This window comes from Wenzhouxiangella sp. AB-CW3, from assembly GCF_014725735.1.
Lineage (GTDB): Bacteria > Pseudomonadota > Gammaproteobacteria > Xanthomonadales > Wenzhouxiangellaceae > Wenzhouxiangella.
In genome coordinates this window covers 1999143-2022359 of the sequence record NZ_CP061368.1, presented here as the reverse complement: position 1 = coordinate 2022359, position 23217 = coordinate 1999143, and the positions used below count along the sequence as shown (strand labels likewise).

Below are 23217 nucleotides of genomic sequence, written 5' to 3'. Positions count from 1 at the left end.
CGAGGGGCCGATTCAGTCGTCAGCTTCGAAGCGGTCGTGGAAGATGGGTGGAGAACCGACTTCCAGTTGCACCGGAATGGCAAGCAACTCGTCATTATCGGCGTTGCTGGCCACGCACAGCACGGCATGGTGCAGCCCATCGGACAGTCCGCTGCTGTCGACCGTGACCTCGACCGGGGCGCTGTCGCCGCCTGAAATCAAGCCGTCGCTCGGCGCGACATCGAGCCAGTCGGCGCCGGGTGCCGAATCGTTGCAGGCTTCGACTTCCAGTTGCACTCCGGTAACGCCAAGCTCACCCGGTCCGAACAGGCCATCGACGGTGTTGACGCGGAGGGTGAACCGGTCGCCGGCCCCGACACTGACCGAGGCCTGGGCCTGGTGGAAAGACACCTGGCTGTCATTGTCGGCCAGTTCGGTTTCGTCCTGGTTGATCAGGTAGCTGGCGGAATCGAAGTTGCCGGGATCCAGCGATTGGTAGCCCCAGTCGAACTGCAGAGTGCCATCGGCCGGGATGTCAATTTGCAGGTCGGTATTGCCACCGACCCCGTCATCACCGCCGATCAGCAGGATCTCCAGGGCCGCGTTCTGAGTGAATTCGACCGAGCCGGCGACCGCTTCGGGATCATTGATCAACTGCCAGTTCGCAGGGTCATCGAAGCTGATGAGGGCCTGGGCGCCACTTGCGGCCTGTCCGGGCCTGTTGGTGGCAATATCGAACTGCAGGTCACCGGTCCCGCTGTTGTCGATGAGCAGCGACTGCTGCGCCTGGCCGTCGACTGGTACCACGAATGTCAGTACTTCGGGTGACACGGCAATCAGCGGTGCCGGACGCGTGGTGAACTGTCTGACCGGGGACCAGTTGCCAGGCCCGCACAGGTTGATGGCCCGCACCCGCCAGTAGTGGTCGCTTAGCCCTGGAAGTGGCTCGTCAGGCACGAAAGAGGTGCCGAACACCAGCTCATCGACAAGCGGCTGGCTGAAGTCGGACGTTGCGGCCACCTGCAGTTGGTAGTTCTGGGCTTGCTCCCCGCTGACCGCAGTCCAGGCGATTTCGGGTGTCAGCGACTGGTCAGTGCTGTTGTCGGCCGGGGCGACCGGGTCGGGCAGTTCGGTCAACGGCGCATCCAGGCGCAGATACAGGGTGGAGCTACGCTTCAGGCCCTCGCCGTCCTCGGCTTCGACGGTGACCAGTGTATGAGCCGGCGCGCTGTGTTCATCGGTCGACAGCGTCCAGGTCGAGCTGCCGGGCACATCGATGCTGGACGGATCGAAACTGCTGTCGATATCGGCCGGCAGACCCTGCTGATTCAGCTCTACCGTTTCGGTGTAGGGGCCGACGGGGCTGGCCAGTACATCGATATCGAAAATGCCGTCCTGATCGCTCAGGCAGGCCTGCAACGAGGTCGGTTCCAGCGCCAGGTTGAAGCCGGGATCGCCTTCGATGCAGTTGTAGCAGGCAATGGCGAAATCCTGGCTGGGGTCGCCGGGGTCATAAGGATTCAGGGCGTCGCCAGCCAGGCTGGTAGCCAGAACATTGAGCTGAATCTGACCCTGGTGCTGGTCGGGACGCAGCCAGATCCCTTCACTGTTGTTGCGGTCGTCCGGCTGGCCACCGGGTGCTGACCAGCCGTCAGGCCCGGTGACATTGCCCAGGTAGGTATTGTCATCACCAGCCTCGACGACCAGGTCGAGAATATTGACCCAGGCCGGCGTGGTGCCTCCGTTTCCATGGCCGGGCGCGTCGGTCCAGGTCAGCATGACTTTGATCGGCTCGTCGGGGTCGGCCGCCTGGATGTTGAGTGCCCAGTCCTGGCCCGTGTCGTCGAACACCACCTCCTGGTCCAGCAGGAAAACGGAGCCACCGGTTGGATTCATGACGGCGTCCAGGTCGATGCGGCCGAATCCCTGGAAGCGGTCGGGGCGGTGGCCCAGTGTGCCGCCATCGGCGTTGGTGCCGCCGGCCAGGTCCCGGGCCGCGGCGGAGAATACCGCCCGGGTCAGGGCCGCGGAGGGTGGGCTGCCGGTCTCGTCGATATGGCGCTGGGCCCAAACGGCAACGGCGCCGGAGACCAGGGGCGAGGCCATGGAAGTGCCGCATTTCATGCTGTGTGCGCCAAAAAGGTCTGTGCTGTCAGTCGAACATCCAGGAGCAACAATATCGGGTACACGGCGGCCGTCGCAGGCCGGTCCGTGTCCTGAGTTGGCTGAGATGCTGAATATTTCCGCCATCGCCTGCTGCTCTCCGTCGCCATTCTGCAGATTGGTCGAACCCACGGCGAACAGATTCTTGGCCTCGTCCGGCGCGCCGAGCGAGCTTGGCGCGCAGGCACCCGGGCTGTCACCCCATCCATTCATGATGGACCAGACAGCCAGAATCGGGTGCTGGTCGGGATCATCAGGCAGGGCATCACGGCTGATCAGGTCAATATGGCGCGAGGGAATGTTATAGCCCTGCGGACTGCCGCTCGGGCCCCAGGAGTTGTTGCTGATCATGGCGCCACTGAGCGCGGCATCGGCCATGATGGTCAGCATGCCATCGGCCACCATGCCATCTTCCTCAGTGCCGAGGAAGGGTCGGTAGTCCTGGTTGACCAGGCTGGCGGACGGCGCCGCACCCTGTCCACGCAGGAAATCGTTGTGGTCCATCTCGCCTGACAGACCGGTACCGGCAATCGCACCGGCCACATGGGTGCCATGACTGCCGGCTGCACCGGTACAACTGCCCCCCGGGCCCAGGCAGTCCAGGATGTTGTCGATCAGGTCCGGATGGTCCTCGTCGATGCCGTTGTCGACCACGCTGACCGTGATGCCTTCGCCGTCGTAGCCGGTGACGGCCAGCCAGTCGGCATAGCCCGGGATGATGCTATCGCCATCGAACCCGCCAACGATGGACTGGTTGCTCATCTCGCCGCGCGGGCCGGGATCCCGGGGGACCGGCTGGATGACGTAAATGCCGGGGATGCGGGCCAGGTCGGGGTAGTTTTGGCCGGAAACAACCAGATGGACCACGTCAAAGTGGGCGGACTCTCGGGTCACCGAATGAATCACGGCGCCTTTCGAGCGCATTCTCTCAAGGGTGTCACGACGGGCGTGACGGCTGATCAACGCCATGTACGGCATTGGTTGCTGAGAACGCTGATCGGGAGTTCCTGCCAGGGTCTGCATGCGCCAGGCAGGCCGGACGGGGGTCGAGGCGCGGACATCGGGCAGGCGTGAGGCGGCACTGATCTGGTCGGCATCAGCCCAAACGTAGTAGCTGAATGGATGGATGGGTTGGATCACCGTTACGCCAGTGCCACGTAGATCCTGTAGCCACTGACTGCGCACAGGCCCTCTGAACTGGATCAGGTGAAAATCGCCTTCCGCAGCCGCCTGGTGCGGCGGCACACGGCGGCCGGGTCCGGTTTCATCCAGCAGGTCGATGCGCTCGCCGCCGAGGTTCAGCTCGAAGGGGTTCTCGATCCGCGTCAGACGGCCACCAGCCTGCTCCATGGCCCTGGCCTGGTCGACGCTGAGCCTGCCCCACTGAAACGCACCGTAATCGTCCAGGTCGGCTGTCGCGGCGCCGCGCTGCGCGGCCGGATGGCCGGTTTCGTGGTGAACTCGAACCCATACGTCGTCTTCGCTTGCGCTCCATGCCGGCCCCAGCCAGCCGACGATCAACAGGCCCAGGATCGCCAGTGCGACTAGCGGTCGGGTCATGCTGAATTGAGCCGATTGCTGTCGCATGGCGTTGACCGGGCCCGCAGGCTCAGCTGGCCTCCAGCCAGTCTTCCAGGGGCGGGCAGGAGCAGACCAGGTTGCGGTCGCCGTAGACATTGTCGACCCGGCCCACCGGCGCGAAGAATTTGTCCAGCTTCAGTCCCGCAACCGGCCAGCCGGCCTGGGTGCGTGTGTAGGCGTGGGGCCAGTCCTCGGCGGCCAGTTCAAGCGCTGTGTGCGGTGCATTCTTCAGCGGGTTGTTCTCGGCGTCCCATTCGCCGCTGGCCACGCGCTCGATCTCGCCGCGAATGGCGATCATGGCCTGAATGAAGCGGTCCAGCTCGGCTTTTGACTCGCTCTCGGTCGGTTCGATCATCAGCGTGCCGGGTACCGGCCAGGACATGGTCGGGGCATGAAAGCCATAGTCGATCAGTCGCTTGGCCACGTCCTCCTCGGTGATACCAGCCGACTCCTTGAAGGGGCGCAGGTCAACGATGCATTCGTGGGCGATGCGTCCGTTGCGACCGGTGTAGAGAATGTCGTAGTGCGATGCCAGTCGGCGGGCGATGTAGTTGGCGTTGAGCACGGCTACCTCGGTGGCGCGCTTGAGCCCTTCGGCGCCCATCAGGCGGATGTACACCCAGGAGATGGGCAGGATGCCGGCGCTGCCGAAGGGCGCGGCGGCAATGGCCGGGTTGCTGCCGTGCTCGGCTTCGATCAGGCCGGTGGGGTGCCCGGGCAGGAAGGGCACCAGGTGTTCACGCACGCCCACCGGGCCGATGCCCGGCCCGCCTCCGCCGTGCGGAATGCAGAAGGTCTTGTGCAGGTTGAGGTGACACACGTCGGCATAGTCGGCAATGCGCGACCAGCCCACCAGGGCATTGAGGTTGGCGCCGTCCAGGTAGACCTGTCCGCCGGCGTCGCGCACGCGCTGACAGATGGTGACCACGTCTTCCTCGAACACGCCGTGCGTGGAGGGGTAGGTGATCATCAGGGCCGCGAGCTTCTCGCGATGTTTCTCGATCCTGGCATCCAGGTCTTCCAGATCGATATTGCCCTGCTTGTCGCACTTGACCACGACAATGTCCATGCCGGTCATCTGGGCGCTGGCCGGATTAGTGCCATGGGCCGAGGACGGAATCAGGCAGACTGTGCGCTGACTCTCGCCTCGCGCTTCATGCCAGCCCTTGATGGCCAGCAGCCCGGCGTATTCGCCTTGGGAACCTGCATTGGGTTGCAACGAAACGGCGGCGAAACCGGTGATCTCGGCCAGCCAGCCAGCCAGTTCATCGATGAGCTGGTGATAGCCCCCGGCCTGGTCGGACGGGCAGAAGGGATGCAGATCGGAGAACTCGGGCCAGGTTACCGGAATCATTTCGGCCGTGGCATTGAGCTTCATGGTGCAAGAGCCCAGTGGGATCATGGCGTGAGCCAGGCTCAGGTCCTTGTTCTCCAGGCGCTTGAGGTAGCGCAGCATCTCGGTCTCGGAGTGGTAGCGCCCGAACACCTCGTGCTCCAGGAAAGAGCTGCTGCGACGCACATCGGCAGGTATGGCCAGGTAATCATTGCCCAGCTCAGCGTCGATGGCGAGTACGTCGTTCGATGCCTGGTCGAACAGGGCCAGCAGACTGTCGACGTGATGCTTGCGGGTCTGTTCATTGACGGACAGACCGATCAGTCCTTCGCGTTCAGTGCGCAGGTTGATGCCCTGTTCGCGTGCCTGACGAAGGATTTCGTCGCGACGCGAACCGTCGACTCGCACCTGCAAGGTGTCAAAGAACGCATCGTGTTCCAGTTCGAAGCCGGCCTTGCGAATGCCGTGGGCGAGGATGCAGGCGTGACGATGGATACGACCGGCAATCTTGCGCAGCCCGTCGGCGCCGTGCCAGACGGCGTAGAAACCGGCCATGACGGCCAGCAGGGCCTGCGCGGTGCAGATATTGCTCATCGCCTTTTCGCGGCGGATATGCTGCTCGCGGGTCTGCAGGGCCATGCGCAGGGCCGGGTTGTCGTGGCGGTCGCGCGATACGCCGATGATGCGGCCGGGCACACTGCGACGGTAGTCTTCGCGGGTGGCGAAGAAGGCTGCGTGGGGGCCGCCATAACCCATGGGAACACCGAAGCGCTGTGCCGAACCGACCACGCAGTCGGCACCGGACTCGCCCGGGCTTTTCAGCATGACCAGGGCCATGAGATCGGCAGCCACGGCAGCCAGCGCACCGCGCTCATGCGCGCTGGAAACCAGCTCATCCAGCGCCTGTACGGCACCATCACTGCCCGGGTACTGGATCAGAACGCCGAAACAGTCGGTTTCGGCCAGTTCGGCGGCCAGGTCATGGCACACGCGCACGTCCAGGTCGAGGTGGTGGCCACGATTCCGGACCACGTCGATGGTTTGCGGCAGGCAGTTGGCATCGACCAGGAACACATTGCTCTTGTTCTTGCGGTTGACTCGCTTGAGCATGGCCATGGCCTCAGCGGCGGCCGTGGCTTCGTCGAGCAGGGAAGCATTGGCCAGTTCCATGCCGGTCAGATCCATGACCATCTGCTGGAAGTTCAGCAGCGCCTCGAGGCGCCCCTGGGAAATCTCGGCCTGGTAGGGCGTGTAGGCGGTATACCAACCCGGGTTCTCGAACACGTTGCGCAGAATGACCGGGGGCACGATGGTGGGGTGATAGCCCAGGCCGATCATGCTGTGGGTGACGGTGTTGCGGGCTGCAATGGAGCGTATCTGATCGAGCACGCGCTCCTCGTTGTCGCTGGGCGGCAGGGCCAGCCCGCCATCGTGCCGGATGCTGCCGGGCATGGTCTGCTGCATCAGCGATTCGAGGGACTCCGCCTCGATGGTGTCCAGCATGGCGCGAATGTCTTCATCGCGCGGGCCGATGTGGCGGTCGACGAAGTCATCGTGGGACTCGAGCGTGTGCAGTGGCGTCGGGGCCGGATTGCGGTTATCGGTCATTGGATCACTCTTGCGGGATCGAATAGGTAATGGTCGAGCAGAAGAAAGGCAAACAGCGCCATAAGATAGACCACTGAGTAGCGAAACATCTGCATGGAAAGCTGTTCGTCGTCTGTTCTCATCAAGGCGATGGCATAGCCGAGAAAGCCGATGTTGAGTACCACGGCGCCGGCCAGGTAGGCCAGGCCGCTCATGCCGGTCAGCCAGGGCAGCAGGGTGACCAGCACCAGGATGATGGTATAGAACAGGATCTGCCAGCGAGTGAAGGCCACGCCGTGGGTGACCGGCAGCATGGGCACGTTGGCGGCGGCATAGTCATCGCGGCGATGGATGGCCAGGGCCCAGAAGTGGGGCGGCGTCCAGACAAAAACGATCAGGAACAGAATCAGCGCATGGCCGTGGATCTCTCCGGTAACCGCGGTCCAGCCCAGCACGGGTGGGATGGCTCCGGCAGCGCCACCGATGACGATATTCTGCGGCGTGGCACGCTTCAGCCAGGCGGTGTAGATGATGGCGTAGCCGATCAGTCCGGCAAAGGTCAGAATGGCCGTCAAGAGATTGACGAAGGCCAGCAGAAGCGCCATGGCTACGACGGCCAGGGCGATGGCAAAGCCGATGACCTGGCTTCTGCTGAGATGCTTGCCGGGAAGCGGGCGGTGACGCGTGCGCGCCATGATGCGATCGGCCCGTTCATCGAGCAGATGATTGATGGCCGCTGCGCTGGCGGCGGCCAGGCCAATGCCCAGCGACCCGGCCACCAGTGCCGCGAGCGGGATCATGCCGGGCGTGGCCAGTGCCATGCCGACCACGGCCGTGAACACGATCAGGGCGACGATGCGCAGCTTGCACAGGGCGAGGAACTGCCGGGACGTCTGCAGGGCCGTGGCGGTCATAACTCCGGTGCTTGTTGAGATGGTGGCTGGTCGGTTCGGGTCCAGGTCAACAGTCGTCGCAGGTCACGGCGCATGCCGTTGAAATCCGAACCGTCGGGATAGCGCAATATTATATTGGCCTGGGGGTCGAGAATGTAGCTGATTGGCCCGGACGGGTCCGATGGCAGCAGGGATTTGAAGCTCGCACCGGCCGTGCCGTCCAGAATCCGGATGCCGGCGGCCAGTTCCTCGATGTCGGCGCGTACATCGTCTGCTACTTCGGTATTCGAGACCAGGGTGATATCGATGTCGGGCTGGTGGCGGTCCTGGGCGCGGCGAACCTGGCGCAGCCAGTAGAGCGTTTCCACGCAGGCTTCGGAACATGGTCCCGCGGCCACGTGGATCAGCTGCCAGCGCTCGAGCAGGTCATTGCGACTCAGCGCGGCATCGTCGGCTCGCTGGATCTCAAAGGCGGGCAGCGCGTGGGGCGGTTCGAGCAACTCGCCGTAATTTCGGGTTTCACTGGGGCGCCATTCAAACCACTCGCTGTGCATGAGTACGGCGACGATGACCGGGGTGAAAAACACCGCGAATACGGCAATGATGGTGGTGCGGCTCATGATCGGCGCAAACTCCTGATGGTCAGTATCAGCCAGATGAAGAACACGACAATGCCAATGCTGGCCCACTGAAATGCATAGGCGCGGTGGCGCTCGGGCCCGAACGTGACCGGCTCCCATTCATCGCCGCTCAGGTGAGCGGGATGATCCGGTTCGAGCAGCACGATGCGATCAGCAACATTTTCGCCCAAGGCATCACGGATGCGTTCCAGGTCGAAGTAGGTCATCAGGTTGGGCCAATGGTCGGGGTCGAGCTCGGAGGCCCGGCCGATTTCCAGTCCGACCCTGGGCAATTCGGAGAGGCGGCCGGCGATGGTCACGCTGTCGCCCGGCGTCGGGAAGGACGGCAACTCGTCTCTTCGCGGCAAGGGTTGCCAGCCGCGATTGACCATCCAGGTCTTGTCCGTGCCGTGCGGCTGGAACGGCGTGAATACATGGACACCGGGCTGCATGTTGCGAACCTGGTTGTCCAGTAGAACATGGCGTTCTTGATCGAAGTCTCCGCTGGCCTCGACCAAGGCATAACGCCCGGGTGGCTCATCAGCCGCCAGGTCGCTGGCCGTGGCGCTTTCCCAGTCGGCCAGCAGCTCACTTTTCCATTCGGCCCGGTCGAGCTGCCACATGGTCAGGTACACGGCGGCGCCGATGACCAGCGCCGCTGCAACATGAGGCAGCGCATGCCGGATCATGACGCTTGCCCCTTATAATGGCAGTCACGATCACATCGGAACGGCACATTGTTGAGCAAGACACTGATTCTTGGCGCGTTCGCGGTCATTCTCTACACCCTGGCCTCAAGCTTCTATTTTCTGATACGCGATACAGGCGAGGGTGAACGCACGGTGCGCCGGCTGAGCTGGCGTGTCGGCCTGTCGCTGGGTCTGGTGATCATGCTGTGGATCGGCTTTCACCTGGGCTGGATCGAGCCCCAGGGTGTTAACCCGGTTCAGTACCCGGTCGCACCCGGCGGCTGATTCCAGAAGGGTTTCAGAGCTTGCCGAGCAGGTGCTCGGCGCTGGAGACGCGAAACTCACCCGGCTTATCGACCAGTAGATGGCGCACCACGCCGTCTTCGGCCAGCATGGCAAACCGCTGGGAACGAAACCCCAGCCCGAAAGCCCGCGCATCCAGCTCCAGGCCCAGGGTGCGGGTGAAATCGCCATTGCCATCGGCTGCCATGACAATACGGTCATCGGCGCCGGCTGCCCTGGCCCAGGCATCCATGACGAAAACATCCTGAACGGCCATGCAGACGATGCGGTCGATGCCGGCATCGAGAAAGCGTCCGACCTGCTCGCTGAACCCGGGCAGATGTCGGGCCGAGCAGGTTGGCGTGAACGGTCCCGGAACGGCAAACAGCACCACGCGGCCGGTGCCCAGCAGGTCGGTGGATGTCCGCTGCGCAGGGCCTTTAGGCGTCATCACCATCAGGCCCGCCTCGGGAATCCGTTCGCCCGCGGCAATGCCCATGTCAGGCACTCAGAGCCTGGTCGACGGCCTTGAGCAGTTCCTTCTTGTCCACCGGCTTGGTGATGTAGGCAGCCGCACCCTGGCGCATGCCCCAGACCCGGTCGGTTTCCTGGTCCTTGGTGGTGACGAAGATCACCGGGATGTGGGCGGTGTCCTGATCCTTGGTGATCTTGCGCGTGGCCTGCAGCCCATTGAGGCCGGGCATCACGATATCCATGAGAATCAGGTCGGGTGTGTGCGATTTCGACTTCTCCACCCCTTCCTCGCCGCTCGACGCGGTAACCACCTCGTGTCCAGCGCCTTCGACAATCTTCTGCAGCGAGTACAGGTGCGTCTCCGAATCGTCAACGATAAGAATCTTGGCCATTTTGTTCCCTTGCTTTGTCGGTCTGTAAGGTAGATGCCATCATACCCGAAATGCCGCCGATCGCGTCCGGGGCATCAGGCCATCTCGACGATGGTTCGCCCCTGGCCGCCACCGGCCAGCAGCCTGTCGAAAGTTCCGCCCAACCCGTCCAGATCGGTCCGGTTGGTCATGATGGACGGCAGGTGTCGTGGTTTCCAGTCGCCGGCCAGCTTTTGCCATAGCTGTTCCCGGATCTCGTAGGGGCAACCGGCGGAATTGATGCCCAGCAGCGTGATGCCGCGAATGATGAAGGGCATGACCGTGGTGTTCACGCCAATGCCGCCGGCCATGCCGCAGGAGGCGATATTGCCCCAGGGCTGGATGACACGGGTCAGGCCCGAGAGCATGTCGCCACCGACATTGTCGAAGGCGCCGGCAAACTGCGCCGAGGCCAGCGGCGATTCCGGCCAGTACAGGTCGTGGCGGGAGATGCACTGGGCGGCACCGAGTTCGTGCAGCCAGTCGAACTCCTCGACCTTGCCGGAAATGGCACTGACCTCGTAGCCGGCGCGCGAGAACATGTCGACGGCAATCGAACCCACGCCGCCGGAAGCGCCGGTGATCGCGATCGGCCCCATGTCGGGCTGCTGCCCATTGGCTTCCATACGCCACAGGGCAAGCGCGGCGGTGAAGCCAGCCGTGCCCAGGATCATGGATTCTTCGAGGGTCAGGCCCTCGGGCAGCGGCACCAGCCACTCCGAGGGAGCACGCATGTATTCGCTGTATCCGCCGTCGCGGGTTTCCGACAGGCCGCAGCCGGTGATCAGCACCTCGTCGCCTTCGATGAAACGATCGGATTGCGACTGCACCACGGTGCCGGCCGCATCGATGCCGCCATTGAGCGGAAAGCGCCGCAGGATCTTGCCCTTGCCGGTGCCGGCCAGCGCATCCTTGTAATTGACGCTGGAGTAAGCCACCCGGATGACGACATCACCTTCCGACTGCTCGTCGATGGACTGCTCGACCAGCTGCGCACGGTAACCATCCTCGTCGTCGAAGATGCGGAAGGCCTTGAATTTGTCGGGGATGGGTTTGGTCATGCCTTGCTTGATCCTTTAGTGCAATGCTGCCGATGACTCCAGGGGGTCAAGTTGCAAGTTGTATGTTGTCAGTTGCAAGTACCGTTGGCCACATCGCGGCGTAACGGGAGCTTGCAACTTGCAACCGACAACTTGCAACTCACTGAGCGAAGCTCAGTTGGCCTTGTGAATCGCGCGCTTGTCCACGGCCAGGGCGGCTTCGTGCACGGCTTCCGACAGGGTCGGGTGGGCGTGGATGATGCGGGCCAGGTCCTCAGAGGCGCCGGCGAATTCCATGGTCACCACGCATTCGGCGATCAGTTCCGAGGCATTGGGGCCGACGATCTGCACGCCCAGCAAGCGGTCGGTCTCGGCATCGGCAATTACCTTGACGGTGCCCGGTGCATGGCCCATGGCCAGACCTCGGCCGGTAGCGGCAAACGGGAAGTTGCCGGCGCGGTACTCGACGCCTTCTTCCTTGAGCTGCTTCTCGGTCTTGCCCACCCAGGCAATCTCGGGATCGGTGTAGATGACCCAGGGGACAGTATCCAGGCCGAAGTGACCATGCCCGCCGGCAATGGTCTCGGCCACGGCTATGCCTTCCTCGGAGGCCTTGTGGGCCAGCATCGGGCCGCGCACCAGGTCACCGATGGCCCAGACGCCATCGACCGAGGTCCGGCAATGGTCGTCGACCTCGACCTGGCCGCGATCGGTCAGCTTGATGCCGGAATCATCGGCCAGCAGTCCTTCGCTGGCTGCCTTGCGGCCCACGGCCACCAGCAGCTTGTCGAAGGTCTCGCTGTGCTCTCCGTCGGAGTCCTCGTAGGTCACCGTGACCTTGCCGTCCTTGACCTCGGCGCCGGACACCTTCGTGCCCAGGCGGATATCGAGTTTCTGCTTCTTGAACTCGCGCGCGGCCGCGCGGGAAACGTCCTTGTCCAGTGCCGGCAGCAGTTCGTCGAGGGCTTCGAACAGCATCACCTCGCTGCCCAGACGCGACCAGACGCTACCCAGTTCCAGACCGATCACGCCGGCCCCGATCACACCCAGGCGTTCCGGGACTTCGGGGAATTCGAGTGCGCCGATATTGTCGACGATGGCTTCGTTGTCGATCTCCACGTTGGGAATGGAAAACGACACCGAGCCGGCGGCCAGGATGACGTGCTTGCCCTTGGCCGTGTAGGTATCGCCGTCGTGCGGGGAAAGCTCGACTTCGCGGTCGGCCAGCAATTTGCCACGGCCGTTGACGAACTCGATCTTGTTGGCCTTGAGCAACTGACTGACGCCGCCGGTGAGCTGCTTGACCACCTGGTCCTTGCGCTTGAGCATCTGCGACACGTCGATGCCGACCTGGTCGACCTGGATGCCGTGGTCGGCATAGTCGTCACGCACATGGGCGTAGTGCTTGGAGGAATCCAGTAGCGCCTTGGACGGGATGCAGCCGATATTGAGGCAGGTGCCGCCCGGCGCCGGCTTGCCGTCGGCGTTCTGACGGTCGTCGACCAGCAGCACCTTCATCTCCAGCTGTGCGGCACGAATGGCAGCCACGTACCCACCCGGGCCGCCACCAATCACGATCAGATCAAATTCCTTGTCAGCCATGTGTCTTTACCTTGAATCTTGTCGTTTTTGAACTGCACAAACATGCAGATCGAATTTGGTAACCGCGGATGAACGCAGATAAACGCAGATCAGAAAGTACCTTGAGTCACTGACAGGAATAAGCCGGTGTATCTATCTTTACTTTCTAGTCGTTTCCGAAAGCGGGTGCTGTTTTCTATCAGCGTTTATCTGCGTTCATCTGCGGTTTGCTCATATTTTTAAAGGCCCAGCAGCATGCGGGCGGGGTCTTCGAGCGCTTCCTTGACCGCGACCAGGAACTGCACGGCGTCCTTGCCGTCGATGATGCGGTGGTCGTAGGACAGGGCGATGTACATCATCGGCCGGATGACGATCTCGCCGTTTTCGGCAATCGGCCGTTCCTTGATGGTGTGCATGCCCAGGATGGCGCTTTGCGGCATGTTCAGAAGCGGCGTGGACAGCAGCGAGCCGAATACGCCGCCATTGGTGATGGTGAAAGTGCCGCCCTGCAGGTCCTCGAGCTGGATCGCGCCCTTGCGCGCCTTGTCGGCGTAGTCGGCAATGCCCTGTTCGATCTCGGCCAGGCTCATCCGATGAGCATCTCGCAGGATGGGCACCAGCAGGCCGCGGTCGGTGGACACGGCAATGCCGATGTCCTGGTAGCCGTGATAGACGATCTCCTCGCCGTCAACCGAGGCGTTGACCACCGGATGCTTCTGCAGCGCCTCGCAGCAGGCCTTGACGAAAAACGACATGAAGCCGAGCTTGACGCCATGCTGCTGCTGGAAATCTTCCTTGTAGCGGGCGCGCATGTCCATGACCGCCTTGAGGTTGACTTCGTTGAACGAGGTCAGGATGGCGGCCGTGTTCTGGGCTTCCTTCATGCGCTCGGCGATGCGCGAGCGCAGCCGCGACATCTTGACGCGCTCTTCCGGGCGAGGGCCGGTGGCGCCGCCGGCCATGTGTTTCATGACATCGCCCTTGGTCACCCGGCCACCGCGGCCGGAGCCCTCGATGCTGCCGGCATCCAGGTCGTTCTCGGCCACCAGCCGGCGGGCCGAGGGGGGCAGGTCCTTTTCGGCCGAGCGGTCACGGCCCTTGCTGGACGGTGCCTTGTCGGCCGACTCTTCCTTCTTGCCCTTGTCGCCGGTATCGTCGCTGGCCGGCTCATCGTCTTTCTCCTCGTCAGCGGCCGGCGCTTCGCCTTCTTCCATCAGGCCGAGCAGCTCGCCCTCGGCAACGGTGGCGCCTTCTTCGGCACTGATGTCCTTGAGGACGCCGTCGGCGGGCGCCGGAACTTCCAGTACGACCTTGTCGGTTTCCAGGTCGACCAGGTTTTCATCGCGCGCGATGCTGTCTCCGGGCTTCTTGTGCCACTTGGCGACCGTGGCATCGGATACCGATTCGGGCAGGTTGGGGACTTTTACTTCAACACTCATGGGTTTTTCACTCCGATCCTTTGCCATGGGTCAGCGCATCGCCGACCAGACGTTTTTGTTGTTCAATGTGTACCTGGTAATAGCCGACTGCCGGGGAGGCCGAACCGGCACGGCCGGCATAGAACAGTTCCTGGCCCTCGGCAATGCAGGCCTGAAGGTGGTGACGAATCTGGAACCAGGCGCCCTGGTTGAGCGGCTCTTCCTGGCACCAGACCACTTCTCCGGCCTTGCCGTAGCGGGCGATGATCTTCTGCACTTCCTCGCGCGGGAAGGGGTAGAGCTGTTCCACGCGAACCAGAACGATATCGTCGATCTCGTCTTCGTCACGCTGCTTGGCCAGGTCGAAGTAGACCTTGCCGGAGCAGAAGACAATCCGCTTGACCTTGTCGGCATCCAGCCCGGCCGGGTCGTCGATGACCAGCTGGAACTGACCGTTCTCAAGATCTTCGAGGCTGGAGGTCGACGACTTGTGCCTGAGCAGCGACTTGGGCGTCATCACGATCAGCGGCTTGCGGAACTGGCGCAACATTTGCCGCCGGATCATGTGGAACATCTGCGAGGGCAGGGTGGGCACGCAGACCTGGATGTTGTTGCCCGAGCACAGCTGCATGAAACGCTCCAGGCGGGCAGACGAATGCTCCGGGCCCTGGCCCTCGTAGCCGTGCGGCAGGAACATGGCCAGGCCGCACAAGCGGCCCCACTTGGTCTCGCCCGACGAGATGAACTGATCGATGACGACCTGCGCGCCGTTGACGAAGTCACCGAACTGCGCTTCCCAGATGACCAGTGTTCCGGGGTCGGCGGTGGCATATCCGTACTCGAAGCCGAGCACGGCCTCTTCCGAGAGCAGAGAATCGATGACGGTGACGCGGCGCTTGTTGTCCGACAGGGTGGACAACGGCAGGTGCGAACTGCCGTCTTCCTGATTGTGCAGCACAGCGTGTCGATGGAAGAAGGTGCCGCGTCCCGAATCCTGGCCGACCAGGCGCAGTCCATGGCCGGATTCGACCAGGGTGGCGTAAGCCATGGTTTCGGCAAAGCCCCAGTCCATGGGTGTCTCGCCGGCGGCCATCTTGCGGCGGGTTTCGACGATGCGCTCGACCTGCTTGTGCAGGCTGAAGCCTTCCGGCAACGTGGTAAGGCGCTCCGAAAGCTCCCTGATTCGGTTGCGGTCAACGCCGGTTTCGACCGCTTCCTGCCAGTCGCCTTCAAGATAGGGCGACCAGTCCACGGTCTCGACGGGCTCGTCGAGCAATTCAACCACCGGTTCGCCGGCATCGAGCTTGTCACGGTAGGTGGCGGCAGCCTGATCGATGACCTTCTTCTCGGCCAGCCCGTCCTTGATGAGCTGGTCGGCATACTGCTTGCGCACCGGGTCCAGTTTGCGGATGACCTGGTACATGCGTGGCTGGGTGGCGGCCGGTTCGTCGGCCTCGTTGTGACCGTGGCGCCGATAACACACCAGGTCGAGCACGACATCCTTCTTGAACTCGCGACGGAAGTCGGCCAGCAGGCGGGTGGCAAACAGCACGGCCTCGGGATCGTCGCCATTGACGTGCAGGATGGGCGCCTGGACCATCTTGGCGACTTCGGTGCAGTAGAAGGTCGAGCGGGCATCAAGCGGGTGCGAGGTGGTGAAGCCGATCTGGTTGTTGACCACGACATGAAAGGTGCCGCCGACGGCAAAACCACGCGCCTGCGACATGTTGAGCAGTTCCATGACCACGCCCTGGCCGGCAATGGCGGCATCGCCATGGACCAGCACGGGCAGAACCTGTTCACGTTGCTCGTCACCCAGGCGGGTTTGACGCGCGCGGGCCGAGCCGGCCACGACCGGGTTGACGATCTCCAGGTGCGACGGGTTGAACGCCAGCGCCAGGTGCATGGGGCCGCCCGGGGTCGGCACATCGGAACTGAAGCCCATGTGGTATTTCACATCGCCACTGCGGTTGGGATCGTCCTTGGCCAGCGCGCCTTCGAACTCGGCAAAGAGCTCGCGCGGGCTTTTGCCAAGAATGTTGACCAGAACATTGAGGCGGCCGCGGTGGGCCATGCCGATGACCATTTCCCTGACACCCTGGCTGCCGGTATGGCGAATCAGAGTGTCGAACAGCGGGATCATGCTCTCGCCGCCTTCCAGCGAAAACCGCTTCTGGCCAACGTACTTCGAGTGCAGGTACTTTTCCAGGCCCTCGGCGGCCGACAGCTTGTCGAGCAGACGCTTGCGTTCTTCGGCATCCGGCGTGTAGTTGCCATGAGCGCCTTCGAGCCGCTGCTGCAGCCAGCGCCGCTGGTTGGTGTCGGTGATGTGCATGTACTCGACACCGATGCTGCCGCAGTAGGTGCGCTGGCAGATATCGATGATTTCCGACAGCGGGCGGTGGTCGGGGCCGGCCAGCGAGCCGGTGTGGAAGCTGGTGTTCAGATCGGCTTCCGACAGGCTGTGAAAGCCCAGCTCGAGGTCGGGCACGTCGGGGCGATGGCTGATGTCGAGCGGGTCGAGCCTGGCGCGCTGGTGGCCTCTGACGCGGTAGGCGTTGATCAGCCTGAGTACGCCGGCCTGCTTGAAGTCTTCGGCAACGCTGGCGCCGCCGCGATAATGTCCGTTGGCGGCCAGTTCACGGAAGTACTCGGTTATGGCCCGATGTCGCGTGTCTTCAGCGCTGTCGCTGAATGTCCTGAAGATCTTCTGCCAGTGTTCTGGAACGGACGTGGGATCGTCGAGCCATGCTTCGTAGAATTCCTCCACATAGGCGGCATTGCCGCCGGACAGATGGGAGGCCCGGTATTGCTCCTGCAAGTCGTCGGTCATTGGGCTGGTGCCAGGGAAATCGGATGGCCAGATAACGACTCGTGATTATAACGGCCCCGATGCGTGCTGTGTTGCCAACCGGGCCGATCAGGGGATATCGATTGCGCCCAGATCGCAAAGTTGTTCCAGGCCGTCACGGCACTCGAGCCACGCAGACCCTACGAGGCGTGTTTGAGCAAGTTCCCGGGCCAGGGGAGACGGGCACCGGATGGGCTCGCCATTGATTGTGAGATGCGCTTCGCCATGACGGCCATGGATAGCCAGGCGCGCCGATCCATGAAGCTTCAGCGAGCGGTTTCGGCCCAGGTGCTGCACAATCGTTTCCAGCTCCGGCTCCTCGTCGCGCGGCCACAGTCGCCACTGGGTAAGAATTCGACCCAGCAGCGCCTCTAACTCAGCATCCGGCATCGACAGGGTGTGTTCCAGCAAACGCCTGGCTTCCGTGACCAGCCCGGACCCGATGCGGGCCGGATTGTCGCGCTCGGGTTGCTGCACCGACAGTCGCGCCGGATTCCGGGACTGTGCGGTCAGTAATTCCCCCAGCAGAAAAAGCATTTCCGGTCCGCTTGGGGTGCGTAGTCCGACCGACCAGGTCTGACAAGTGTTCTGTGCCACGCCATGATGGGCGATGCTGGCGGGTAGATAAAGTGTGTCGCCGGGTTCTGCACGCACCTCGGTCTCGGGCTGCCATCGAGCCAGCAGCGCGAGTTCGAAGCGATTATCTAGTGTGGTGTCGAAGTTTTCGGCGAGCTGCCAGAGGCGGGTGCCGCCTACCTGAACCAGGAAAACGTCATACGCATCGGCATGGGCGCCCACCGAGCCGCCCGGCGCGGCCTGTGAAATCATGACATCGTCGAGCAGCCAGTCGGGCAGGAATTCTCGGAATCGATCCAGTACGGACTCGACCTCGGGTCGGGCCTTGTCCATCTCCTGGACGAGTACGGTCCAGTCCGAGGGGGTATCGGGCAGGTCGTCGGCCTCCAGCGGACCATGCAGCAAGGTCCAGTCGGCCAGATCCTGACGCCCTCGGATCAGCCGGGCCGGCAGGCTCAGAGAGTCGGCGGCATCGAGCAGATCGTCAAGTGGCAGCGGTGCGGCCTGTATCCAGTTGCCGATCAGGCAGGGACGACGCTGCCAGAACTCTTCGAGGAAGCGATCGGCGTCGAACGGATCCAGTCGTTCGACCGGATTCATGAATGCCGGGTGATGGCCCGCGCCATGTCGGCGGCATTGCCGGTGTAGTCGGCTGGAGTGAGTGCCAGCAGGCGTTCGCGATCGGCCTCCGGCAGGTCGAGTCCGGCGATGAACTCGCGGATGCGCTCCCTGTCGATGCCCTGGCCGCGCGTCAACGCCTTGAGTTTTTCATAGGGCTCGGGAATGCCATGCAGGCGCATCACGGTTTGTACGGCCTCGGCCAGCACTTCCCAGGCCTCATCCAGATCCTCGGCCAGGCGCTCGGGTGCCGGGGCGATCCGATCCAGCCCGCGCAGGATGGACTGCCAGGCCAGCGAGCAGTAGCCGAAGGCCGAACCCAGTGAACGCTGAACGGTGGAATCGGTCAGGTCGCGTTGGAATCGCGAGATGGGCAGCTTGCCGCCGAGGTGATCCAGCAGGGCATTGGCCAGGCCCAGATTGCCCTCGCCATTTTCGAAATCGATGGGGTTGACCTTGTGTGGCATGGTCGACGAACCGACTTCGCCCTCGACCAGCTTCTGGCGGAAGTAGCCCAGTGACACGTATCCCCAGGCATCGCGCGCGAAATCCAGCAGGATTGTGTTGATGCGCATGAGTGCATGCGCAACCTCGGCGATCATGTCGTGCGGTTCAATCTGGGTGGTGTAGGGGTTCCAGATCAGGCCGAGGTCTTCGACCACCTGACGCGACAGGTCCGGCCAGTCCAGTTCCGGGCAAGCGGCCAGGTGGGCATTGAAGTTGCCGACCGCACCGTTGATCTTGCCGGTGATTTCGATCTGGTCTAGCTGCCGCCGCTGGCGCCGGAGACGAAACACCACGTTGGCGATTTCCTTGCCCAGCGTGGTCGGCGAGGCAGTCTGACCATGGGTGCGCGAGAGCATGGGCAGTGCGGCATGCTCGGTGGCCATGGCCTGCAGACGGTCGTCGAGGCGGGCCAGCAGTGGATCGAGCTGTTCGACCACGGCCCGGCGTATGATCAACGCCCAGGACAGATTGTTGATGTCTTCCGAGGTGCAGGCGAAGTGGATGAACTCGGAAAATGGTGCCAGCGAGGGCCGTTCGTCCAGACGCTGCTTGAGCCAGTACTCGACCGCCTTGACGTCGTGATTGGTGCCGGCTTCGATCTTCTTGACCGCCTCGGCATCGTCCGGACCGAATTCTTCGCCCACCCGGTCCAGAAATTGCTGGTCATCCGGGCTCAGTGCGGGCAGGGCAGTGAAATCGGGATGGCCGGCCAGCGCCTTGAACCAGGCCAGCTCGACCACGACTCGGTGGCGGATCAGCCCGGCCTCGGAGCACAGGTCGCGCAGTCCGGTCAGACGGCCGGCATAACGCCCGTCGAGAGGTGAGAGTGCAGTCAGGGCATTCATGGCATTGGAAGTCATGGCAGTCTTGTCGCGAAGGGCCGGTAAACAGCGCGCCATTTTAACGCAGGGGCCGATGGCATGGCCTGCCAATCGAAAGGGGTTGATACACTGTAGCCTCTATACTGGCCCGGGATGCGCTTCCGACATGATGGTTCGAATGCTGCTGATGGTGATGAGCATCATGATGCTGGCCGCTTGTCAGTTGTTCGAACAGCGGCGCTGGGAGCCGGAGCCCGAACCGGAGCCTGCCACTGCCGAGGAGCCAGAACAGCTGGATCAATTGGACCAGGCATTGGTGCTGCTGCAGGACGGAGACCCCGAAATGGCTGAAGAATTGCTGACCGAGCTCTTGTCGGAACGGGGTGACCATGGACTTGCCCGGCTGTTGCTGCGCCAGATCCGGGAAGCACCGGAGTCCTTGCTGGGTGAAACACACCGCGAAATTCTGGTCGAGCCCGGCGACACGCTTTCGGAGCTGGCCGCACGTCATGCAGGCAATGGCATGTTGTTCTATTCCCTGGCCCGCCTGAACAGTATCGAGCGCCCGCGACTGTTGCAGCCCGGCCAACTGTTGAAAGTGCCCGCAGACACCGAGTCGGCTGAAGATGTTCCGATTGAGGCGGCGCTGATCGATCATGAGAGCGAGGTCACACCGGAAATCGTGCCCGAGGCGCATGACGAGCCTGAAGCGGTTCCGGAGGCAGCAGTGTCTGAATCACTGTCCGAGGCCCGCGCCAATGAGGTCGAGCACTACCATGACCGTGCGCTGCGTGCCTGGCGCGAACAGGATGTGGAAGCTGCCGTAGCCGACTGGGAGCGCGTGCTGGAATTGGATCCGGGTTTCAGGCCGGCCGAGGTCTACCTGGAGCGTGCTCGCGAAGTGCTCCGACGGCTGGAGGCGCTATGACGTACTCGAGTCGTCATCCTTCCCGCCACTAATGCTGCGCAGGGAAACTGGCCGGTCTGCCGCATCCATCTCCCGGGTATCGTCGATTTCGCCTTCCAGCGTGTCTTCGCCGCTCGGTAGCAGTGGCGCGGGCATGCGGGATTTCTCATGGCCATGCCGCTCATCCAGCCGGACGGCCATGTCGTTGAATCGTCGAAACAGCGTGGACAGTGCATCCAGCCGCGTATCGTCGAGCCGGAAGTCGTACTGACCGCGAGCGATTCGCTGCAGCCCCCAGGCCAGACGTTGTATCGACCGGCGTTGCGAGCGGGCGATCCAGGCAAAACCAATGGCGCTGACCAGCACAGTGGCCAGAAAGACGATAGCCAGCATCCACATCGTGGTCCACGCCGTGGTCTGGAGCTGACTGCCGTCCACGCCAAGCTGGGCCTGCCCGATTCGCCGACCCTGGAAACGGATCGGCGCCTGAAATTCCAGATGACCATCGTCCATCATGACCAGTCTGACATGACCACCGTCGCGCTCTACTGCCGTGCCTGACAGAATCGGCGGCTCCTCACCTTGCAGAAACGGATTGGTGCTGGCTTGAACCTGACCATGGCGGTCGACGATGTGCAGGTGCGTAATGCGGTCATTGGCGGCAAAGTCGTCGACCAGATTGCCCAGGGCGGTGGCATCCTCCAGCAACAGGGCTTCCGCGGTTTCCCGAGCAATGACCGAGGCCAGGCCATCACCGAATCCCAGCGTGGTTTCGGTCATCGTGGCGCGCTGACTGTGCCAGACCCAGGTGAGTCCGGCGCCCAGAACCAGCGCCAGGCAAAGGCTCAGGGCAAGTGGCCAGCGCCACGCGGGCGCTGCGCCGCGAGCCTGCTTCAGAAGTCCCCGGTCAAGGTCAGAGCGAATTTCCTGCAGTTCTTCCCGGATCAGGGCCCCGTCGGCATGGCGGGCCTCCGGTTCCTTGGCCAGCAGGCGAGTCACGAGCTCGACCAGCTCCACCGGAGTGTGGGGATCATGAGCGCTCAAGCGTGGCGGGGCATCATTGACGATCTGGCGGATCAGGGCGGCCAGAGGCTCGCCCTGGAACGGCAGATGGCCGGAAAGCGCGCGGTACAGCACCACGCCCAGACTGTAGAGGTCGGAGCGTTGGTCGGGGCGTTCTCCCTGCAACTGCTCCGGCGGCATGTAGCGCGGCGTTCCGACAATGGACGCATCCTGGCCCGCCTGACCTTCACGCAGTCGACGATCAATGGCGGCGATACCGAAATCCACCAGTTTGACCAGCCCGGATTCGGGGTCAATGAAGATGTTGGAGGGTTTGACATCGCGATGCACGATGCCTCGCTCATGGGCATAGTGGAGAGCGCCGGCCAGCTGAATGCCGATTTCAATGACACGTCGTGCATCAAGTGCCGGCACTTCTTCAAGATAGGAATCCAGGCTCTGACCCTGCAGTCTTTCCATGACCATGTAGGGCAGGCCATCGGCCTGGCCTACATCGAAGACGGTCACAATGCCCGGATGACTCAGGCCGCCGGCCGACCGTGCCTCGCGGAGAAAGCGCTGGCGGCTTTTTACATCGCGGGCATAACGTTCGCGCAGCACCTTGATGGCCAGGTGGCGATCAATATGAGGATCAAAGGCTTCGTAGACGATGGACATCGATCCACGACCCAGTTCACGGGTAATCCGATAGCGGCCAAGTCTTTCCATGTCACCTCGTTGATCAACCTGATTGTGCAGATGTTTCAGCCAACTTTAGGCCTTGGTTTCAACTGCGCTTTGCCCAAGCAAAAAACAGGGTATGACTGTGAAATACGAATAATCAGGTTAGCTATTGGCCAAAGATAGCATGCCCATAACCCCGCAGCCTTGCAATGTCCCTCTCAACGCGCCAATTGCCTGTAAAGCTGGTCCTTTTCCTGCCAGAGCGTGTTGATCCAGTCGCGTACGCGGTCGCGAAACTCGGGATCGCCCAGGTAGTCGCCACTTTGCAGCCAGTCGGGCACGGGGTAGCTTTGTATGGCGACCCGGACTTCCCTGACACGATTGGCAAACAGGTCGACCAGGCGCGGCCGGCCGTGCGGATAGACGATCGTGACATCGACAATGCGTTCCAGCGCATCACCCATGGCATCAAAGGTAAACGCCACACCGCCTGCGCGGGGTTTGAGCAGGTGCCGATAGGGTGAGGACTGGGCGGCATGGCGTGCAGGCCTGAACCGGGTGCCTTCAACGAAGTTGACGATGGCTACTGGCAGATCGCGGAAACGGGCGCAGGCCGCGCGGGTCGCCAGTACATCGTCGCGAGCCAGTTCCGGTCGGCGCCTGATCTGCTCGCGGCTGTGGCGCTTCATGAAAGGAAAGTCCAGCGCCCACCAGGCCAAGCCAAGCAGGGGGACCCAGATCAGCTGCCTTTTGAGAAAGAAGCGCAGCAATGGCAAGCGGCGATTGAACAGCTTTTGCAGAATCGGAATGTCGACCCAGCTCTGGTGATTGCAGATCACCAGCATCTGGCCCTCCGGATCGGGCTCGGGCAGGCCACTGACCTCGATGCGGGTCGTGGTCAGGTGATCGATCATCCAGGAATTCACGCCGATCCAGCTGCCGGCAATGGCCATCAGCATCCGATCCAACCCGCGACGCACGCGTCTTCCGGGCACGACCAGTTTGGCCAGTGCCACCAGTAGCAATGGTCCGACATGAACAATTGTGTTGAGACTCAGCAGCGCGGTGGCGCCGGCGACACGAAGCGCGAAGACGATAGCGGCAAACATTCGGCTATCTTCGCACGAACCATCCATCCAGGGACCGGGTTGCCGGTTTGATTTGAAAGCCGCAGACGAACGCAGATAAACGCGGATTCAGG

At 62.8% G+C, this 23217-nt stretch carries 17 protein-coding genes; 2 read left to right on the top strand and 15 right to left on the bottom strand.

Translation table 11 applies throughout. The features are described from left to right. Positions 1-12: 12 nt before the first annotated feature. Genes IC757_RS08855 through IC757_RS08835 form a run of 5 tightly spaced genes read right to left on the bottom strand, consistent with a single transcriptional unit; the run spans position 13 to position 8845 of the window. Entirely contained in the window at positions 13-3702 is a 3690-nt protein-coding gene (locus tag IC757_RS08855; protein WP_190973958.1) for a S8 family serine peptidase, read from the bottom strand. A 49-nt stretch (positions 3703-3751) separates the two neighbouring features. Further along, positions 3752-6664, bottom strand: coding sequence for an aminomethyl-transferring glycine dehydrogenase (gene gcvP / locus IC757_RS08850; protein WP_190973957.1), 2913 nt, complete (start codon positions 6662-6664; stop codon positions 3752-3754). Further along, on the bottom strand, positions 6661-7557 hold the full coding sequence (gene cyoE, locus IC757_RS08845; RefSeq protein ID WP_190973956.1) for a heme o synthase: 897 nt from the start codon (positions 7555-7557) through the stop codon (positions 6661-6663). Before cyoE ends, gcvP begins: the two co-directional genes overlap by 4 nt. Then, complete coding sequence (locus IC757_RS08840) at positions 7554-8156, bottom strand: hypothetical protein (RefSeq protein ID WP_190973955.1); 603 nt, start codon at positions 8154-8156, stop codon at positions 7554-7556. Before IC757_RS08840 ends, cyoE begins: the two co-directional genes overlap by 4 nt. Further along, positions 8153-8845: an SURF1 family protein gene (locus IC757_RS08835; RefSeq protein ID WP_190973954.1), complete on the bottom strand. Its 693-nt coding sequence runs from the start codon at positions 8843-8845 to the stop codon at positions 8153-8155. Before IC757_RS08835 ends, IC757_RS08840 begins: the two co-directional genes overlap by 4 nt. Before the next feature lie 51 nt (positions 8846-8896). Here IC757_RS08835 and IC757_RS08830 point away from each other — a divergent pair, with 51 nt between their 5' ends. After that, positions 8897-9130 (top strand): twin transmembrane helix small protein, encoded by a 234-nt coding sequence (locus IC757_RS08830; protein WP_190973953.1) that lies wholly within the window; start codon positions 8897-8899, stop codon positions 9128-9130. A 13-nt stretch (positions 9131-9143) separates the two neighbouring features. On the opposite strand, the gene IC757_RS08825 is transcribed toward IC757_RS08830, so the two are convergent. From IC757_RS08825 to purB, 8 genes are all read right to left on the bottom strand, one after another. Beyond that, entirely contained in the window at positions 9144-9626 is a 483-nt protein-coding gene (locus IC757_RS08825) for a peroxiredoxin (RefSeq protein ID WP_190973952.1), read from the bottom strand. A gap of 1 nt (position 9627) precedes the next feature. After that, positions 9628-9993, bottom strand: a complete 366-nt coding sequence (locus tag IC757_RS08820; protein ID WP_190973951.1) for a PleD family two-component system response regulator — start codon at positions 9991-9993, stop codon at positions 9628-9630. Positions 9994-10067: 74 nt separating this feature from the next. Then, positions 10068-11072 (bottom strand): YhdH/YhfP family quinone oxidoreductase, encoded by a 1005-nt coding sequence (locus IC757_RS08815; protein WP_190973950.1) that lies wholly within the window; start codon positions 11070-11072, stop codon positions 10068-10070. A 153-nt stretch (positions 11073-11225) separates the two neighbouring features. Next, positions 11226-12653, bottom strand: coding sequence for a dihydrolipoyl dehydrogenase (lpdA, locus tag IC757_RS08810; RefSeq protein WP_190973949.1), 1428 nt, complete (start codon positions 12651-12653; stop codon positions 11226-11228). 218 nt (positions 12654-12871) lie between these two features. After that, complete coding sequence (odhB, locus tag IC757_RS08805; protein WP_190973948.1) at positions 12872-14071, bottom strand: 2-oxoglutarate dehydrogenase complex dihydrolipoyllysine-residue succinyltransferase; 1200 nt, start codon at positions 14069-14071, stop codon at positions 12872-12874. Positions 14072-14078: 7 nt separating this feature from the next. Continuing rightward, positions 14079-16883 (bottom strand): 2-oxoglutarate dehydrogenase E1 component, encoded by a 2805-nt coding sequence (locus tag IC757_RS08800; protein WP_190973947.1) that lies wholly within the window; start codon positions 16881-16883, stop codon positions 14079-14081. An 87-nt stretch (positions 16884-16970) separates the two neighbouring features. After that, positions 16971-18077 (bottom strand): cupin domain-containing protein, encoded by a 1107-nt coding sequence (locus tag IC757_RS08795; protein ID WP_190973946.1) that lies wholly within the window; start codon positions 18075-18077, stop codon positions 16971-16973. Next, a complete protein-coding gene (gene purB / locus IC757_RS08790) occupies positions 18074-19462 on the bottom strand; it encodes an adenylosuccinate lyase (protein ID WP_190973945.1) in 1389 nt (462 codons plus the stop codon). The genes IC757_RS08795 and purB overlap by 4 nt, the downstream gene beginning before the upstream one ends. Before the next feature lie 127 nt (positions 19463-19589). Here purB and IC757_RS08785 point away from each other — a divergent pair, with 127 nt between their 5' ends. Beyond that, positions 19590-20351 (top strand): LysM peptidoglycan-binding domain-containing protein, encoded by a 762-nt coding sequence (locus IC757_RS08785; RefSeq protein WP_190973944.1) that lies wholly within the window; start codon positions 19590-19592, stop codon positions 20349-20351. Here the strand turns inward: IC757_RS08785 and IC757_RS08780 are convergent. Further along, the gene (locus IC757_RS08780; protein ID WP_190973943.1) at positions 20346-22061 is read right to left on the bottom strand and encodes a serine/threonine-protein kinase; all 1716 of its coding nucleotides are present in this window, start codon (positions 22059-22061) and stop codon (positions 20346-20348) included. The genes IC757_RS08785 and IC757_RS08780 overlap by 6 nt on opposite strands. Positions 22062-22234: 173 nt before the next feature. Continuing rightward, positions 22235-23125, bottom strand: coding sequence for an acyltransferase (locus tag IC757_RS08775; protein ID WP_190973942.1), 891 nt, complete (start codon positions 23123-23125; stop codon positions 22235-22237). Positions 23126-23217 lie beyond the last annotated feature (92 nt).

Coding starts and splice junctions, on each gene's coding strand:
- IC757_RS08855 (WP_190973958.1), bottom strand. CDS start 3,702: ATGACCCGACCGCTAGTCGCACTGGCGATCCTGGGCCTGTTGATCGTC.
- gcvP (WP_190973957.1), bottom strand. CDS start 6,664: ATGACCGATAACCGCAATCCGGCCCCGACGCCACTGCACACGCTCGAG.
- cyoE (WP_190973956.1), bottom strand. CDS start 7,557: ATGACCGCCACGGCCCTGCAGACGTCCCGGCAGTTCCTCGCCCTGTGC.
- IC757_RS08840 (WP_190973955.1), bottom strand. CDS start 8,156: ATGAGCCGCACCACCATCATTGCCGTATTCGCGGTGTTTTTCACCCCG.
- IC757_RS08835 (WP_190973954.1), bottom strand. CDS start 8,845: ATGATCCGGCATGCGCTGCCTCATGTTGCAGCGGCGCTGGTCATCGGC.
- IC757_RS08825 (WP_190973952.1), bottom strand. CDS start 9,626: ATGGGCATTGCCGCGGGCGAACGGATTCCCGAGGCGGGCCTGATGGTG.
- IC757_RS08820 (WP_190973951.1), bottom strand. CDS start 9,993: ATGGCCAAGATTCTTATCGTTGACGATTCGGAGACGCACCTGTACTCG.
- IC757_RS08815 (WP_190973950.1), bottom strand. CDS start 11,072: ATGACCAAACCCATCCCCGACAAATTCAAGGCCTTCCGCATCTTCGAC.
- lpdA (WP_190973949.1), bottom strand. CDS start 12,653: ATGGCTGACAAGGAATTTGATCTGATCGTGATTGGTGGCGGCCCGGGT.
- odhB (WP_190973948.1), bottom strand. CDS start 14,071: ATGAGTGTTGAAGTAAAAGTCCCCAACCTGCCCGAATCGGTATCCGAT.
- IC757_RS08800 (WP_190973947.1), bottom strand. CDS start 16,883: ATGACCGACGACTTGCAGGAGCAATACCGGGCCTCCCATCTGTCCGGC.
- IC757_RS08795 (WP_190973946.1), bottom strand. CDS start 18,077: ATGAATCCGGTCGAACGACTGGATCCGTTCGACGCCGATCGCTTCCTC.
- purB (WP_190973945.1), bottom strand. CDS start 19,462: ATGACTTCCAATGCCATGAATGCCCTGACTGCACTCTCACCTCTCGAC.
- IC757_RS08785 (WP_190973944.1), top strand. CDS start 19,590: ATGATGGTTCGAATGCTGCTGATGGTGATGAGCATCATGATGCTGGCC.
- IC757_RS08780 (WP_190973943.1), bottom strand. CDS start 22,061: ATGGAAAGACTTGGCCGCTATCGGATTACCCGTGAACTGGGTCGTGGA.
- IC757_RS08775 (WP_190973942.1), bottom strand. CDS start 23,125: ATGTTTGCCGCTATCGTCTTCGCGCTTCGTGTCGCCGGCGCCACCGCG.